The sequence below is a fragment of the Agrobacterium sp. K11 genome (assembly GCF_059429395.1).
Map to the genome: position 1 here is coordinate 677,344 of NZ_JCAHRB010000002.1, position 15,246 is coordinate 692,589.

A 15,246-nucleotide genomic window follows, 5' to 3' on the forward strand; every position below is an offset into this window, starting at 1 on the left:
TTTCCCAGAACATCCGAAACGCTCCGCCATTGAAACGGAACGCAATTTTACTGGGCTTGATGATGCTGACTGCAATCGGGCTCTACGGACTTGCCCTCGTCTCAGCGGGGTCGCTCCTTGTAGTGGAGGACCCGCCTGCGCAAGCCGACGTCATCGTAGTTCTGGGCGGGGACGGTCCTCCTCGAGCTGCCCAGGCCGCAAAACTATGGCACGAGGGAAGGGCGCCGCTCGTTCTGGTGACTGGCTATGGGGATTGCGACTTCATCCGCGACATGCTGGTGCGGCTGGGGGTGGATTCCGCAGTCGTCTCAACGGAATGTCTTTCGCTCAGCACCTGGGAAAACGCGACATTCGCACAGCCTATACTGACTGGAATGGGGGCAAAAAGTGCCATTCTGGTCACGAGCTGGTTTCATTCACGACGCGCAGTAAAGCGCTTCCGGTTTGTGATGCCTCAAATCGAGTGGATTTCCCTTCCTGCGCAACGAACCGTGCCACTGTGGCGGCTTGCCATCAACGGCGACGGGGTGCAGGTGTTCAAGGAGTACGCCAAAGCGCTCCTCTACGACCTCAGAAGCAGTTTCGTGCGGGATATGCCGCCGGTTCAGGCGGGGCTTGCTTCATCATGAACACGCTTCTGGTCTTTTGCCTCTTCGCTGGTGTCGTCCTGCTCCTCTTCTGGGGAATGATGCGTCGGGAGCGAATTTACGAATTCCCGTTTCTGACGGGCGTCATCACGTTCAGTTTCATCTTGCCGCAGGTTCCTGGCCTCTCGTCTGAAAACTTCCTGCCGGAAGGCGCGTTCACCCGAGCCGCAGTGTTCATGATGCTGTGCCTTTTCATGTGCTGGTGGGGATGGAAAAGAACGGCAAAACCCTTTGCATTCTTCCGTATCGATTTCGACGAAACACGTCTGCTGATCGTCGCAGCCGTTCTCTCGGTCGCCGGCGCCTACTTCTATTTCAAGCTTAGCCGTTTGCCGGGAGAGTTGACCATTGCGGTGCAGATGACCGGAGTTCCGGTCATGTACATCTTCTTTTCGCGGTTGTTGAGTTATGGTCTGGCCATTGCGGTGCTTTGCCTTGCACGGCGATTCTCCTGGCTGGCGCTGGCCGTCCTTGCGTTCGATCTCGTCTTTTACCTGGATCGCATCGTGATAACCGGAAAGCGCGCCGAAGCGGTGGAACTCATCATGATGTTCGCGCTGGCATGGTGGTTTTACAAGGGATGGGCGATCCCGCGCATCTTCGTGATCATTGCGCTTTTCCTCGGCACACTGTCGATGAACAGCATGGGCGACTACCGCGCCATCACCAAGGCCAACGACGCTCCCGTGTGGGATGACATCAAGAGGATAGATGTCATCGGCAATCTTGAGAAAGTGTTCCGGGACGGCGGCGACGAGATGCGCAACGCGATCATGCGGATCGACAACACCGCAAACACCTTGCAATTCGACTACGGCAAGTTCCACTGGAACAGGCTGGTGTTCAACTTCGTGCCCGCGCAACTCGTGGGCGTGGAGGTCAAGCAATCCTTCATGTTGCCGGTGCCGGTTCAATCGCGCGACTACAATCCTGTCCTCGGCACGACCGAGACCGGAATGGCGGATGCGTTCGGATCCTTCTGGTATCTGGGGGCGTTCAAATTTTTCCTGCTCGCCTATCTGGTGCGCCGGATCTGGGTGACCGCAAACACGGGCGAGTTCGCTGCGCAATTCACCTATCTTTTGTCGATCATACCGTCCATGCACGCCATATCGCATCAGACCGACTGGGTTCTCATGGTCTGGGTGCATATGCTGATGTTTGCAGCGCCGGCGCTGGCATTTGCCGTCATACCCGCGCGCGTGCAGCAGAGTCGGTACGCGATACCATATTTGACGTCTCAAGCAGGAGGATAGGCGATGCGCTCACGATACGACGATCCTGCCTTCCAGCATGCAACGACGACCCTGCCGCGTTTCGGAGGTCCGACCTTTGCACTGCATTTGCGGCTGAAACGACTGGTCTGGATGATCGTCTGGCGGCTTCTTGCCGGCTGGACGCCACCGCCGATGCGCCGCTGGCGCAATTTTCTCCTGCGCAGTTTCGGCGCGCGCCTGCATGACACCGCAATGGTGCATTCCAAGGCGATCGTGTGGTGGCCGGGGCACCTCGTCATGGAGCGTCATTCATCTCTTGGACCTGGGGTGATCTGCTACAACGTCGACATGATCACCATCGGCCAATATGCCTCTGTCTCGCAACGTGCCCATCTGTGCACCGGGTCGCATGATGTTCAGGATAGCGCGTTTCCCCTCGTGACGCGGCCGGTGTTGATCGAGGAGGACGCCTGGGTTGCGGCGGAAGCCTTCGTCGGTCCCGGTGTCGTCGTCGGCAAGGGGGCCGTGCTCGGTGCGCGAGCCGTCACCGCGAAGTCATTGGAGCCCTGGACGATCTATGTCGGCAATCCGGCAAGGCCAGTCGGCTCGCGTCGTCAGGAAGCGGCGGCCTCCAACGCGCTCAGCCGATAACCCTCCAGGGTGGCATGGGCGATGGCCGGCCAGGTGAATTTCTCCAGCACAAGTCGACGACCGTTTTCACCCATCGTTCTCGCTTTGGCGGGGTTGCTGAGCACGCTTGCCAGGCCCTTGGCAACCTCGGCCGCGTCAACCGCGACGATAACCCCGGCATCGGCAGATCCGACTTCGGGAAAGTGACACTGGTCGGTGATCACCACAGGCGTGCCGCAGGCGAGCGCTTCGGTGATCGCCATGCTGAAACCCTCCTGTCGGCTTGGCAGGCAGAAGCAGTCGGCATCGACCATGGCTTCGAGCTTTGCTTCGCCGTAAATGGCCCCGACCATAAAGACCCGGTTCCGGATGTTCAGTTTTTTGACCAGGTGCATAAAATGGCCCTCTGCTCCACCGGGTGGACCTGCGACGACGAGATCAACGTCGACATAGGTGTCAGAGATAGCCGCAAAGGCCGAGGCGAGAATGTCGACACCTTTTTTGATGTGCAGGCGTGACAGGAACAGAATGTAACGCCTGCCGTGCGCCAGGGCGATTTTCTGCTTGAAATGTCCCCGGGCCGGCAGGGGATCGAATTCCTCGGCAAAAACACCGTTCGGTATGATCAGATTTCGTGCCTGGAAATTCAGCGGCTCGACAGCTGCCATTTCATCGACGTTCAACAGGTGCAGGAACGCAGCCTCGTTCAGCATCTTGCGGTAGCACAGCATCAGGGCGATCTTCTTTTTCCACGATCGCTGGCCAAGGCTCCAATGGTCCAGCATGCCGGCCGGGCAGATGCAGTAGGGTACGCCAGCGGCGCGGGCGAGCTTGGAAGCATAGAGCAGAAAAGGCTCCCATACCCCGTGAATATGCATGAAGGATGCATCTTTCAGCACGTCTTTCAGCACTCGCCGGCCTTTAAAGCAGAACAGCGTCTCCAGCCTGCCGGACGGCTGCAGGAGATGCCAGTGGATACTCTCGAAATGCGGTATGCTGCGACCGATTTCCGTGACCTGTGCCTCGATTGCGGCGTCGCCATAGCTGACGATATTCACATCGAGGCCGAGGCCGGCCTGTGCAGCGGCAAGGCGCATGGCAACGGCCTGCAAGCCGCCATGTTTGGGATCAATCGAAGCGATGACGTGGATGATCTTCATATCTCGTAGTTCCCCAGGTACCGCGCATCGTCCGTCATGCAAAGAGTTGGCGAGCGCGACAGATGCGGGCCGGACAGGGCCGCAAGAAGCCGCTTGCCATAGGATTCCACGGTATGTTCGGCTGCGCGAAGGAGTGCATTGGCAGACATGATCCGCCTCAGCTCGGGATTGTCGGCAAGCGCACGCACCGCGGTCGCGATAGCTTCCGGATCGCAGACGGGAACGATGAAACCTTCGATGCCATCGCGAACGACGCTGCCGGTGTTTTCGGTCGTTATAACCGGCAGGCCCGCTGCCAGCGCTTCATAGACGGCGGTTGCGGAGCCTTCGCAGAGCGACGGCAGCAGGAAGACATCCGCCCACCGAAACTCCTCGGCGATCTGCGAGCGCGGAACGATACCTCTCAGCTCGACCCATTGCGAAATCTGCTGCTTGACATCATCGGGTACGCGAACGCGACCCGCCATCCGGAAGCGGGCGGCGCCGTCCATCAATCTGGCAGCTTCCACGACATAGGGCGATCCCTTGCGCAGCCCGACTTCGCCCACGGTCAGGACCCTGATTGGCCCCGGCATGCGTGCCGGTCTGTCGATGGCAGCCGTGGAATTGACCCCATAGGGAACGACGACACACCGGTCTTCCGGGCCACCGCATGCTACGACGTGCTTGCGGACAAATTCCGACGGGCAGACGATGACATCTGCAAGGCGCCACTCCGCTTTCTCCCGATCGGCAAACAGACGCGCATGCGGATTATCCCGCACCGGGCCGGCCCATGCGGGAAACCGCATCATCTCCTGGTCCAGAAGCGTTTCGACGACATCGCGTGGCGCGATCATCTGCTCGACTGCGGTCCAAAGGCCCTGCTGTTTTGCCGCCCGCATCTGTTCGAGGGCGTCGCCGCTGAAGGCGTAGAGACCAGCTGCGCCATGGAAGCCGCGCCGGGCCACCATTTCGGAGAAAATCGACCCGGCCCAGATCGCGTGAGAGGTTTCCTCCACAACGTCTTTCGTTCGCATGTGGCGCAGCACGGAACGGAGGCCAAAGCTGGAAAACACCGTCGTTAGCGCTGTCGGCACGCCTTTTGGCAGCCGACCGGCCAGCCGTTTGACAGGTGCGGGATAAAGGGTTGCCGGAAACGAATTGACGATCCGGGGCCAGCCTTTCGTGGCGCATATATCGGTGTAAAAATGCGCAAGGCGGCCAGCGGATGCAAATATTCTCGGTACGGCATAATGCATGCGGGCGCCGAGCTGGCTGACGACGACTTTGTCTTTCATGACGAGATACCTTGAGCGATAGGGGGACTGGAAGGCTCGACAGTCTGCAGCCCGGCGATCAGCACTGCCCAGGCATCTGCCGCCTTTTCTCGGGAATAGTCGGCACAAAGCAGCCGCCGTGCCGCATCCCCCATTGCTGTCGTGGTATCCGGGTCGTCGCAGAGCTTTTCGATGGTGCTGGAGAGCTTATCGATCTCTCCGATTTCGACGTTGCTGCCGCATCCCTTGGCTCTGAGAACGCGCGGCACCTCTCCATCAGGGTCGCCAACGAAGATCGTCGGCCTCCCGGCCGCGAGGATGCCATAGAATTTGCTTGGAATGATGCAGTGTTCCAGTTCCGGCAGCAGCGAGACCAGATGCACATCAGCAACGCTCAGACTTTCAGCAAGTTTCTCAACGGGCTGCAGCGGCTTGAAGATGACGTTTTGAAGACCGAGATCCTGCACGACAGTCTTCACAGCCGCGTGCTGGTGTCCGCCGCCAATGAGAAGGAACCGGATATCCTGCCGGTGCTCGAGACCTTTCGCCGCTGCCAGCATAGTGCCGAACTCATGCGCCCGCCCGAAGTTTCCTGAATAGCCGACGACAAACACATCCTGCAGTCCCCACGCCTTCCGCAGGCTGTTATCTTGGGGTAGGACAGGATAGATTTCCTCCCCATCCGACCAGTGATGCAGGACGCTGACGCGATCCTTTGCAAGCCCTTGCGTGAAGAGGAATTCTGCCATCTTGTCGGTAGGGCAGACAACCATGCCGGGGGATCGCAGAGACCAGTTGCGCGCCTGCGTCAGCCATGGCGCAAGCCACCGTGCACGTTTCCTGAAAAATCCAAGCTCGATTGCGGTCTCGGGAAAAAGATCCATGATCCAGTTCACCATGAGTGCGCCCTTTAGGCGGATCGCGATGCTGCTCATGACGGAGAGGAGCGGAGGATCGGTGCAGACAACGACCGTATCCGTCGCCCGAACGTTGCGCAGAAGCCAGGCGAATGCCAGCACCTGAAAAAGAAGATAATCAATGCTCCGGCGCGTGAGGCTGTGGCGGCCGAAGCGGCCGCTTGCGAGCCGTCGGATCTGTACACCCCGAACCGTTTCGGTTGCGGGCAACACGCTTCCGGGATGATTGTGTATTTCGCGACTTGCAACGACAGTCACGTTCATTCCGCGCTGCGCCATTGAAACGGCGAGCGATGATATCATCCGGCTTGTTGCCGACTGGTCGGGGAAACCGTATCTGTTCAGGAAGATCATCCTCACGCTTTTTTCTCCCGCCAAATGTCCGGTCTGAAGGAGCATTCTTGGCGACGTGAAAACAGGCGGCAAGCTGGTCGTAAGGACTAGTGGGCGCATGATACGGAGTGGCTGGTACTCCGAAGTTGGCGCCGTACTATCCTTTTGGTAGCTGAAACGCAGATGAAGCCCTTATGGGTTATGAAATCCATGATGCCCCGGGCCAATCAATGGCAGGGACGGGCCGATGTGGATCGCGAGCTGACTGCGCGCCGTCCCGAGGCGCAACCGCACGCGACGCTGTGTGGCCTCGAACCGAAGTCCTGTCTTAAGATATGGATTTAACACCGAGTCCGACCGAGCTCCCCGCCGATGTCCAGGAGAGTGGTGCCTCAATGGCGGTTCCAGGTTGTGCCCAGGGTCGGGCAGAAATCCTGCTTCCCGGGCCGAATATCGGCGTGGCTGGAGGCGTTTGATCGCGCGGTACCCGAGCCATATTTAATACGGGTGCGAAAGCAAATTTCGTTCGCTTCGCCTCTTGATTTTGAAAACACGAAAAACCAAATCGTCAGCCGCCAGTCGCTGATGACAGGACTGGCCGTGCTGGAAGCGCCGCTTTTGGCGCTTTGGTACCCATGTTGCTTCAAGGAGGATATGGTTATGGCAACATCTTACGACTATGCACCGTTGTACCGATCGAGCATCGGATTCGACCGGGTCTTCAATCTTCTCGAAAACGCCCAGCGCACCCGCACGATCAGTGACTGGCCGCCCTATGACATTATTAGGACGGCCGAAGACAGCTATCAGATTTCTATTGCGGTGGCTGGTTTTACACGGGACGAGATCGACATCACTTTCCAGTCCAATCTCCTGACCGTGACAGGCAAGAGGCAGGAGACACCCGCGGGGGGCTACCTGCACCGCGGCATTGCGGCCCGTCCGTTCGAGCATCGGTTCGAACTCGCCGATCATGTCAGAGTGAGCGGCGCCGAACTGAAAAACGGTCTCCTTTCGATTGATCTCGTCCGCGAAATCCCGGAGGCCCTGAAGCCCCGGAAAATCGACATCCAGACCGATGCGGTTCTGGTGCCGACAGTTGCCCCGGGCCAGATCGAAGCACAAAAGGCGGCTTGATTTACATTGTTGGATGAACAGGGGCGCCGTCGCGATGGCGCCCACCAATATCCGGGATGGGAAGGAGAAAGCAATGAAACCCGATATGTTCAGACAGCCTGTTTTCATTCTTGTCGGTCTCGGCTTTCCAGCGGAGGTTCGAAACGTGCTGGAGGCCTACCGACATCTTTCCGAGTGGCCCGCAACAAACCGAGATAGCGCACATTCCATTGCGCTTAAGGCATGTGCTGCCGCGTTGCGCGGCGAGATTGAAGCGGAGACCGCCCGCGGCTTGTTCGTGGCCTTTGCCGAAAGACACGATCTACTTGCACCGGAAGATAGTGCCATCGCCGCGTCTCGTCTTTCGCGCGACAGAGATCCGCATGTGAATTGAGATAGACACGGTTATAAATGTGCAGCGGCGAGTTGTCCGTTATGCGGGGGCGGTATCGTGCACGGGCTCTAGAATGCCGAGCGAGCTGATTTACCGCCCCTGCGAAAGCGATTACTGCGAAGACTGTCACGGTCTAGGTAAGGAGGACAGGTGTGCTGCCTCGAGGTTGACGAGGGTGTAACATAGTATCTTCTCGTCACCAGCGTGGCACACGTCTTTCATAGGCTGGGTCGAAGAGCTTCATATAGGCTGTATCATCGCGTTCTTTCATCGAGGTCTGTTCGTAAAGTGCCGCAAGTTCGGTGAGTTTTTGCCGATCGAGCGTCACGCCAAGTCCCGGGCCATTGGGAACATCGAGGCGACCGCCACGGAACGTGAACGGCGTGCCCTCGATCACGTCGACACCGGTCCATGGGTAATGCGTGTCGCAATCGAAGCTCAGGTTCGGCGTTGCGGCTGCAGCATGGACCATTGCCGCCAGAGTGATGCCGAGATGCGAGTTGGAATGCATGGAGACGCCAAGACCCAACGTCTCGCAAATCTTTCCGAGATGGGTCGAGGCGCGCAGTCCACCCCAATAATGATGATCTGACAGCACAATCTGCACCGCATTTTTGCGGAAGGCCGCGGCGATCTGGTCGAATTCGAGGACGATCATGTTCGTGGCGAGCGGGATCGACGTAGCGGCTGCGACTTGTGCCATCTGATCCATACCGATGACCGGATCCTCGAGATATTCAAGGATATTCTCAAGCTTGCGTGCGATGTAGATGGCCGTGTCCACAGTCCAGCCGCCATTGGGGTCGATCCGCAGCGGATGATTGGGAAAAGCTCCCCGAAGCTTCAGCATGGTCTCGATCTCGAGATCCGGATGCAGCACGCCACCCTTGAGCTTCAGCGACTGGAAACCGTATGTGTCGACCATCCTGCGGGCTTCGCCAACCATCTGATCAGGCGTAAGAACCTCTCCCCATTCATCCGGGGCTTCACCTATATGGGCTGCGAATTTGAAGAACAGGTAGGCGCTGAACGGAACGCTGGTACGAATGGCGCCACCAAGCAGATCCGAGACCGGCCGCCCGAGAAGCTTGCCCTGAATGTCGAGGCAGGGGACTTCAAAGGCTGAGGCAACCACGTCCGTCAGCTTGTGATCGGCCACCGCCGATTTGGCATTGATGCCGCCACTGCCGGGCAATGCGGTGATGACGCGAGATTTCAGCTCGTGAAGATGAAACGGGTCGAGCCCGATCAGGGCAGGGGCCGCCCGTCGCAACCCATCCAGCGCCTTGATACTTCCGTAACTTTCACCAAGGCCGACCGTACCGTCGTCACATATGACCTCGATGACCGTGCGCAACGCATGCGGCTGATGCACGCCTTTACAGTTCAGTAGCGGTCTGTCGGGAATGGCGACCGGTGTGAGGTGAATTTCGGCTATGCGCATTAAAAAGCTCCTTGTCGCCACCAGCCGCGCGCAGCTTTTAGCGCATCGTCCAGCGGGGACAGTTCGGGATGCCAGTGGCGTTCCCATTCCAGACTGAGAGGGATATGTCGTTCATCCGACTGTAAAAGCGAAAGCAGTTCCGCCATGGGAAAATCGCCATGGCCGGGCAATACGTAGCGTCGTCGGCCATCGCTGTCCGTAGTGCTGTCCTTGACGTGCAGATGGACGACATTTTGTGCGATGTGTTGCCAAAGGATTTTGAGATCGCTGCCTTTGGCCCAGGTGTGGTGAGTGTCCCACAAGAGCTTCGATGCTGGCACGCACGCGATGAAGGCAAGAAGCTGCTCGAAGTCCGCCAGCGCGTCGTGTGTTTCGATCATGAGGTCGACATTCAGACCGCGTGATAGTCGCAGCGATTGCCAGTTGTCCAACAGGCCCGCTGCCTGTGTCATCTCATCCTGTCCCAACTGTTTGCCACCGTCGAAGATGCGCAGATAGGAAATCTTTGCGGCTTCCGCCCAGTCTATAAAGGGCTCGATGGCGGAAAGATCGGTGCTGCCGAACAGCCGAATGGATGTGTTTAGGGCGGCAACCTCGAGATCACTTTCGGCCAGAAAGGCTGCAAATCTGGAAGGAGTGGCAAATTCGGCAGTGAGTGCCGGGATGAGGTCGACCGTACCGGAGAGCGTGCGCAACTCCACATGCACGATGCCATGCCTCTGTGCCAGATCGGCCGCTTCGTGCAGGCTAAGTTCGGAGCAGCCAAGCGTTGAAAAACAATAATCGAAAGCGCTCATGCCATACGCTCCATATCCTGTTTATGGACCGGGTGAAGCGCGGCAAGCCCCGCGACGAAACGTTCGATCTCGGTAATGGCGAGATCGGAAAGCGCCCGCAATTCATTTCCCAGCGCCCCGGCAATGTGGGGGGTAAGCACGACATTGGGCAAATCGTAGAATGGGCTATCCGTCGGCAAGGGTTCCGGCTCCGGAGTATCGATCAGGATACGCAGCCGCCCGGAAAGTGCCTCGGCCAGCAATGCGTCGTGATCGACCAGCCAGCCCCTTGCCGTGTTGATGAAGATCGCATGATCCGCCATCAGCGCCAGTTCGCGGGCACCAATCATGTGGCGGGTTTCAGGCAGGATCGGCGCGTGCAGGGAGACCACATCGGACCAGGCGAGAAGCTCGTCGAGCTCCATTTTCGTAGCACCAAGTGCGGCCGCGTCTTCCACCGAAAGAAAAGGGTCGTAGGCGGCGATCTCGAATTTTCCGCGCGTCAGCATCTCCATGACAAGCCGACCAATCCGTGACGCGCCGACGATGCCGACTTTGCGGAAATGATTGCCGAGATAGGGTAGGCTCATGCCACGTCTGCTGCCAAAACCGCCGGTGCCGCGCTCTACCCGATGCTCGTCTCTCAGACGAAACACATCCTTGCCGCACATGATGATTGCCGCATAGGTAAACTCGGCAACCGGCACGGCCATGGCCGATGCCGCCGTGGTGATAAGAATATCGGATGTTTCCCAGAATTCGGCGGGAGCAACAGCGCGCACCGAGGACGCGGCATAAGCGACCATCCTGAGCTTTGGCGCACGGGCGAGGCGCTCGCGTGTCAGGGATGGCGCGCCCCAGGCGGCGAGGAGAATGTCCGCCTCGGCCAACGCTTCTGCTCCCGCTTCCGTGTCGAAATCCGTGTAGGGGAAACCCGGTATGATGTCGGTTACGGCATTCATGCGTGCCCATTCGCGCGAACCAAAGAAACCTTCGGGAAGCTCGTTCCGCATGGCGATCAACAGCCGTGGTTTGTCTTGAGATGGTCTCATTGGCGTACCGGACTTGAAACAGGTCGAACCTCGATGCGGTTGACGTCGATTTCGATCGGTTGAGAACCGGGCCGCAGGATCACATCGAGAAAAACTTCGGGAGGGGCTTCACCTGGCCTGAGTTTCAGGGGAGGAGTTCTGAGCGCCCCTGTCCATTGGGTGGCAGGGAAAGGAAAAAATGTGCCGTCTTCGGCACGGAAAGGCGCAAGTGCTACCGCCTCCTGTCCTTGGGCTGCAGCATCTTTCAGACGCAGCGATATTCCGAGTACGTCGCTATGCGCCGGCACATCAACATCGCATATGGCCTCCACCCATAAGCCTGTGCCCGGATGGACAAGCCGCCCGCCGAGACGGTGGCTTTGTTCACCTGTTTCCGTGACTGTCAGGGCTGAAAAATCAGCTGCCAGATTGCCTGCTGGATTGTTCACCGGGTCAAAACGATCGTCTGTCGCCAGGATACGGGCCGGCGCGCGCGGCATGATCGCCTCCAGATAGGTGGCAAGCAGCTTTCCTACGGCAAAAGCGCCTGTCACCGCAAAATGGGTGCCGTCGTCGGAATAGCCGGGATTAGGCTCGCCGAATTCACTTTCGGGATCGACCCATGCCGAGTTCCAGTCGAAGACATGGCAATTGGCATTATCTGCGGCAAATTCGATGCTCTGCCGGTTGATCCAGTGCGCTTTTGCCCGCTCTGCACCGCCAGCCGGCCATTTCCCGGTGCCACGGGCGAGGATCGGGAGCAGGATGACGGTTTTGCCTGCGTCGAGCAGAGCCGAAACGATCCGCGCCCGTGTATCGGCAATCGTCTGGCGTGTCTCCACCATCATGTCGTTGGTGCCGGCATCGACGATGACCAGATCGAAATCCGATTTCAGCAGTCGCGGTAGCCGCCGTTCGATCTCGATTGCCTTCTGGCCGGAAACTCCGAAATTGAGGCCGGAAAAGAACCGGCTGACACCCGGTCGATTGCTCGGTTCCCAGCCTGTTGGTGCTGATGGATCATGGTGGACAGGGCAGCAAAGTCTGCCATGCGACAATACCTCGGCCCAGCTCATCCAGCCGCGGGCCGATGTGGCAAGCGAGGACGCGTCGCCAATATGGTTCTGCTGGACGAGCGAAGTGCCGAGAACGGCAATCCGGCTCGCCCTTGGTAACGATACGGACATGGTTTTTACCAGATATCAGGAGAACAGGACGCCGCCATTGATGTCGTAGCAGGCGCCGGTGATATAAGCAGCATCGTCGGACGCAAGAAACGCCACCAGACCGGCAACGTCTTCGCTTGAGCCTTCGCGCTTCAGCGATGTGGCGCCTGCCACCTTTTCACGCACTTCGGGTTTGGTGAAGGTGTCGTGGAAGGTGGTGGAGATCATGCCGGGGCAGACGGCGTTGACGCGAATATTCGGGCCAACTTCCTTGGCAAGTCCTCGGGTAAAGGTCATCACTGCACCCTTGGAAGTGGCATAGGCGAGCGCGCCCGGCCCGCCGCCGTCACGGCCCGCCTGCGACGAGAAGGTTACGATCGCGCCGCCCTTTGCCATTTTGGGCAGTGCGGCCTTGGCTGTCAGGAACAGCGACGTCAGGTTGACGTCGAGGACCTGATGCCAGAAGGCTTCGTCCATGTCAGCGATTGTCTTGCGGGCGATAAGCCCACCCGCAACATGGACAAGGCCATGGATCTCGCCGAATTTGTCTGCGGCAGCAGAAATGGCAGCCTCTACTTCGCTTGCGTTTGTCAGGTCTGCCTTGATCGCCAGAGCCGAACGGCCAAGCTTTTCGATTTCGGCAACGGCCGTGGCCGCACCTTCAGCGGCTCCATTATAGGTGAGGACGACATTGGCGCCTTCCTGCGCAAAACGAATGGCGCATGCCCGGCCGATATCCCGGCCGGCGCCGGCTACAACAACGGTCATGTTGGTAAAACGCTGCATTTGAAGAACCTCGTATGGTTAGAATTGCTTGGGAAGGGAGAGCTTGAAACGCTCGTCGTCGACGTCGCTGAAATAGATGTCGGTCGAAAAACCCTGATCGTCTATGAAGCTGAAGATGCGCTTCGGCTCCTTTAAACTGTAAGGCACCAGAAGGGTGACCAGCCGATGCCGAGTTGCTGCTGGAACCGTGGCGCAGACGTGATGGTGGATATCAAGACCCTCGAACTCCTTGGGATCAATGTCGGGAAAACCTTCGACGGCCGCGATCTGCGGTGTGCCGGCTGACGAGAAGACAAACTGGCCGTAAAAGCCCGCCTTTTGGCCATTGTAGCGAAAGCTCGACTTGCCGGTCTGCGGTGACCCTGTGGTATGGCAAAGCCATTGCAGTTCCTGGGGCTCGGAGCACTCCACCTCATCGACAATCACGAAATAGCTGTCGTTGACGAAGTGCATTTCGCGCTGCGCTTTCATAACCAGCGGGTTCGCGACCTGATAGGCAGACGTCGCATCTCCGAGGATCCGGACATGTCCGGGATTTTCCTCAACCGATACGATACGGCCTGCAGCACGACGCGCGAGTGCCTTGTCCTTTTCCGCATATTGTCCCTTGCCGCCGATCAGGATGGCGTTTTTCGACCGTGTCTGACGGCGCCAGTTCAGATGCATCTGCGAGTTGAACGCCACGTAATAGCCGGACTGGATCGCCAGATCCTCGCCGTAGGCATAGAGGACAAAGGCATTCTGGTCGCCATGGCTGTGGCTTAGCGAACCGTAGGGACTGGATTTGAAGACGAATTGCAGATGCCGTTCCGGGTCTTCCATATGTTGCTGGATGGTCGCCCAACCGATATCATCGAAAACAGCGAGTGCCGGCAAGTCTGCAGGCGAGACTGCTTCCACCTGCTGATAGTCGTGACGATAGACGAGATCGTCGAAGTTCAGGTCCCACCAGCCGTAATTGTAGAAGGCCATTTCTGTGCCCGTCGCATCGGCCTTGATGTGATCGAAATACCATTGGTAATGGCCGTTGCCGGTAACGCCGGCAAATTGCCGAACATTGTAACCTAGTTTCAGGCCGGGAAGATCGCCAAGCGTGGAGTCGTCGCCAAAATTGGCGCGGCGGGTTCCCGGCGCCTTGGTATAAAGCGGGAAACGCCCGGTGTTCTGGAAAAATGGCCGTTGATAGAGGTCGTAGCCGATATAGGAGCGGATCAGATTGGCGGCCTCGATGAGGTAGGCCATACCGGTCATCCAGTAATGCGGCCCTTCCGCCCAGCCACCGTCAGTTCCAGCCCAGGGAGAATAGAGGGTGGCAAGGAATTCAACGGTATAATCGAGCCATTCGCCCGCCTCGTCGCTTTCGTCCTGAAGCGCGATACAGGCCGGCGTCAGTACTGCCGAAAGCGAACGTACGGCATGGCTGTCATAGGGAAACACGTGGATGCGGGCATGCGCAATGACATGGTCGGCGACCTCCCGCGTCCGTTCAAGAAGAACCGAGCGTACGGTCTCGCGCTCGTCTTCGCTCAGATAGTCGTATAGCCAGTCATAGCCCCAGGCGAGTGCCACGACGATACGGAACCCCGCCTCGTCATTATAGGCCCGGGAGGTCGCGCCTTTCGGATCCCAGCCAGCGACGGCCAGCAGCCACTTGCGCGACGCATCGAGTAGATCGTCGCGTCCGAGCACCCGACCGGCAATGGCCAGGTGCCGGATCGCATAGATCACTTCCTGGCAGTCGATATACATCTGTCGCCAGAGTCCTGCGACGCGCATATTGTTGGGATAAGGCTGAGGTTCCGGCATGACCGGCCGCTCAAGCCAGGGTTTTACCGATTTCTCGTAGAACTCGGACCAACTGCAATGATTGGGGTCCTTTGCCACCGCCTCCGAGAAGCAGCGCAACTGTTCCGGATTGAGCCAGAGCCGTGGATGGCTGGCATGCGCGGCTGCATGACGGGCCTGCCTGCTTGGTAGCGGCGTTTTCGGCAGCGAAGCGTCGATCTCGAAGCTGCGCACGGTACTCCAGTTGGAATCCGGCGTCGCGGACGTCGGGCCCCACAACGCATAACACCAGTGATAGCGGCCTTCCGGAAGGGCTTCGTCCGGCGTGAAGAAATTCCACGCGAGATCTTCAAAGACGAGCGTCTTTTTGTCTGCAAAACCGGGATCGGACGAAATCCGCAATACGTAGCTCGCACCGTCGTCGATGTCGGGCAGCCATGAAAAGCGCGGAGGGTTCTCCGTCGGCGGTACTTCTTCGCTCGGCTCGTAGCCAATGGTCAATGAACCCGGCCGGGGTTCATCGAGAAGTGTCTGTCGGGAGATTGCCGGGGCAGAGGGACACATTGCGCTCTAACTCCTATGAAA

At 58.5% G+C, this 15,246-nt stretch carries 14 protein-coding genes; 5 read left to right on the plus strand and 9 right to left on the minus strand.

Translation table 11 applies throughout. The features are described from left to right. Nucleotides 1-62: 62 nt before the first annotated feature. Genes AC5SEO_RS04700 through AC5SEO_RS04710 form a run of 3 tightly spaced genes read left to right on the plus strand, consistent with a single transcriptional unit; the run spans nt 63 to nt 2,515 of the window. On the plus strand, nt 63-629 hold the full coding sequence (locus AC5SEO_RS04700) for a YdcF family protein (protein ID WP_236773617.1): 567 nt from the start codon (nt 63-65) through the stop codon (nt 627-629). Beyond that, nucleotides 626-1,903 carry a hypothetical protein gene (locus AC5SEO_RS04705; protein WP_162694331.1) on the plus strand — a complete coding sequence of 426 codons (1,278 nt, stop codon included), beginning with the start codon at nt 626-628 and terminating at the stop codon, nt 1,901-1,903. The genes AC5SEO_RS04700 and AC5SEO_RS04705 overlap by 4 nt, the downstream gene beginning before the upstream one ends. A gap of 3 nt (nt 1,904-1,906) precedes the next feature. Continuing rightward, nucleotides 1,907-2,515: an LbetaH domain-containing protein gene (locus tag AC5SEO_RS04710; RefSeq protein WP_174003081.1), complete on the plus strand. Its 609-nt coding sequence runs from the start codon at nt 1,907-1,909 to the stop codon at nt 2,513-2,515. Here AC5SEO_RS04710 and AC5SEO_RS04715 read toward each other — a convergent pair. Genes AC5SEO_RS04715 through AC5SEO_RS04725 form a run of 3 tightly spaced genes read right to left on the minus strand, consistent with a single transcriptional unit; the run spans nt 2,479 to nt 6,184 of the window. Beyond that, nucleotides 2,479-3,654 carry a glycosyltransferase gene (locus AC5SEO_RS04715; protein WP_174003078.1) on the minus strand — a complete coding sequence of 392 codons (1,176 nt, stop codon included), beginning with the start codon at nt 3,652-3,654 and terminating at the stop codon, nt 2,479-2,481. The genes AC5SEO_RS04710 and AC5SEO_RS04715 overlap by 37 nt on opposite strands. Continuing rightward, the gene (locus tag AC5SEO_RS04720) at nt 3,651-4,934 is read right to left on the minus strand and encodes a glycosyltransferase family 4 protein (protein WP_112391058.1); all 1,284 of its coding nucleotides are present in this window, start codon (nt 4,932-4,934) and stop codon (nt 3,651-3,653) included. Before AC5SEO_RS04720 ends, AC5SEO_RS04715 begins: the two co-directional genes overlap by 4 nt. Next, nucleotides 4,931-6,184, minus strand: a complete 1,254-nt coding sequence (locus AC5SEO_RS04725; RefSeq protein WP_174003101.1) for a glycosyltransferase family 4 protein — start codon at nt 6,182-6,184, stop codon at nt 4,931-4,933. Before AC5SEO_RS04725 ends, AC5SEO_RS04720 begins: the two co-directional genes overlap by 4 nt. A gap of 639 nt (nt 6,185-6,823) precedes the next feature. Here AC5SEO_RS04725 and AC5SEO_RS04730 point away from each other — a divergent pair. Together AC5SEO_RS04730 and AC5SEO_RS04735 are read left to right on the plus strand one after the other, a co-directional pair. Then, nucleotides 6,824-7,300 (plus strand): Hsp20 family protein, encoded by a 477-nt coding sequence (locus AC5SEO_RS04730; RefSeq protein WP_112959767.1) that lies wholly within the window; start codon nt 6,824-6,826, stop codon nt 7,298-7,300. A 73-nt stretch (nt 7,301-7,373) separates the two neighbouring features. After that, complete coding sequence (locus tag AC5SEO_RS04735; protein ID WP_065660130.1) at nt 7,374-7,673, plus strand: DUF982 domain-containing protein; 300 nt, start codon at nt 7,374-7,376, stop codon at nt 7,671-7,673. Nucleotides 7,674-7,869: 196 nt separating this feature from the next. Here the strand turns inward: AC5SEO_RS04735 and AC5SEO_RS04740 are convergent, their stop codons facing one another. Genes AC5SEO_RS04740 through AC5SEO_RS04765 form a run of 6 tightly spaced genes read right to left on the minus strand, consistent with a single transcriptional unit; the run spans nt 7,870 to nt 15,225 of the window. Beyond that, complete coding sequence (locus AC5SEO_RS04740) at nt 7,870-9,117, minus strand: glucarate dehydratase family protein (protein WP_112391060.1); 1,248 nt, start codon at nt 9,115-9,117, stop codon at nt 7,870-7,872. After that, nucleotides 9,117-9,914 (minus strand): sugar phosphate isomerase/epimerase family protein, encoded by a 798-nt coding sequence (locus AC5SEO_RS04745; protein ID WP_035199242.1) that lies wholly within the window; start codon nt 9,912-9,914, stop codon nt 9,117-9,119. Before AC5SEO_RS04745 ends, AC5SEO_RS04740 begins: the two co-directional genes overlap by 1 nt. After that, on the minus strand, nt 9,911-10,945 hold the full coding sequence (locus tag AC5SEO_RS04750; RefSeq protein ID WP_035199240.1) for a hydroxyacid dehydrogenase: 1,035 nt from the start codon (nt 10,943-10,945) through the stop codon (nt 9,911-9,913). The genes AC5SEO_RS04745 and AC5SEO_RS04750 overlap by 4 nt, the downstream gene beginning before the upstream one ends. Continuing rightward, nucleotides 10,942-12,111, minus strand: a complete 1,170-nt coding sequence (locus tag AC5SEO_RS04755) for an SGNH/GDSL hydrolase family protein (protein WP_495363758.1) — start codon at nt 12,109-12,111, stop codon at nt 10,942-10,944. Before AC5SEO_RS04755 ends, AC5SEO_RS04750 begins: the two co-directional genes overlap by 4 nt. A gap of 15 nt (nt 12,112-12,126) precedes the next feature. Beyond that, on the minus strand, nt 12,127-12,876 hold the full coding sequence (locus AC5SEO_RS04760; RefSeq protein WP_035199236.1) for an SDR family NAD(P)-dependent oxidoreductase: 750 nt from the start codon (nt 12,874-12,876) through the stop codon (nt 12,127-12,129). A gap of 18 nt (nt 12,877-12,894) precedes the next feature. Next, the gene (locus AC5SEO_RS04765; RefSeq protein ID WP_495363759.1) at nt 12,895-15,225 is read right to left on the minus strand and encodes an alginate lyase; all 2,331 of its coding nucleotides are present in this window, start codon (nt 15,223-15,225) and stop codon (nt 12,895-12,897) included. Nucleotides 15,226-15,246: the final 21 nt, after the last annotated feature.

What these genes read in the sequence shown, in the direction of transcription:
- AC5SEO_RS04700 (WP_236773617.1), top strand. Translation starts at nt 63, where the DNA reads ATGCTGACTGCAATCGGGCTCTACGGACTTGCCCTCGTCTCAGCGGGG.
- AC5SEO_RS04705 (WP_162694331.1), top strand. Translation starts at nt 626, where the DNA reads ATGAACACGCTTCTGGTCTTTTGCCTCTTCGCTGGTGTCGTCCTGCTC.
- AC5SEO_RS04710 (WP_174003081.1), top strand. Translation starts at nt 1,907, where the DNA reads ATGCGCTCACGATACGACGATCCTGCCTTCCAGCATGCAACGACGACC.
- AC5SEO_RS04715 (WP_174003078.1), bottom strand. Translation starts at nt 3,654, where the DNA reads ATGAAGATCATCCACGTCATCGCTTCGATTGATCCCAAACATGGCGGC.
- AC5SEO_RS04720 (WP_112391058.1), bottom strand. Translation starts at nt 4,934, where the DNA reads ATGAAAGACAAAGTCGTCGTCAGCCAGCTCGGCGCCCGCATGCATTAT.
- AC5SEO_RS04725 (WP_174003101.1), bottom strand. Translation starts at nt 6,184, where the DNA reads ATGATCTTCCTGAACAGATACGGTTTCCCCGACCAGTCGGCAACAAGC.
- AC5SEO_RS04730 (WP_112959767.1), top strand. Translation starts at nt 6,824, where the DNA reads ATGGCAACATCTTACGACTATGCACCGTTGTACCGATCGAGCATCGGA.
- AC5SEO_RS04735 (WP_065660130.1), top strand. Translation starts at nt 7,374, where the DNA reads ATGAAACCCGATATGTTCAGACAGCCTGTTTTCATTCTTGTCGGTCTC.
- AC5SEO_RS04740 (WP_112391060.1), bottom strand. Translation starts at nt 9,117, where the DNA reads ATGCGCATAGCCGAAATTCACCTCACACCGGTCGCCATTCCCGACAGA.
- AC5SEO_RS04745 (WP_035199242.1), bottom strand. Translation starts at nt 9,914, where the DNA reads ATGAGCGCTTTCGATTATTGTTTTTCAACGCTTGGCTGCTCCGAACTT.
- AC5SEO_RS04750 (WP_035199240.1), bottom strand. Translation starts at nt 10,945, where the DNA reads ATGAGACCATCTCAAGACAAACCACGGCTGTTGATCGCCATGCGGAAC.
- AC5SEO_RS04755 (WP_495363758.1), bottom strand. Translation starts at nt 12,111, where the DNA reads ATGTCCGTATCGTTACCAAGGGCGAGCCGGATTGCCGTTCTCGGCACT.
- AC5SEO_RS04760 (WP_035199236.1), bottom strand. Translation starts at nt 12,876, where the DNA reads ATGCAGCGTTTTACCAACATGACCGTTGTTGTAGCCGGCGCCGGCCGG.
- AC5SEO_RS04765 (WP_495363759.1), bottom strand. Translation starts at nt 15,225, where the DNA reads ATGTGTCCCTCTGCCCCGGCAATCTCCCGACAGACACTTCTCGATGAA.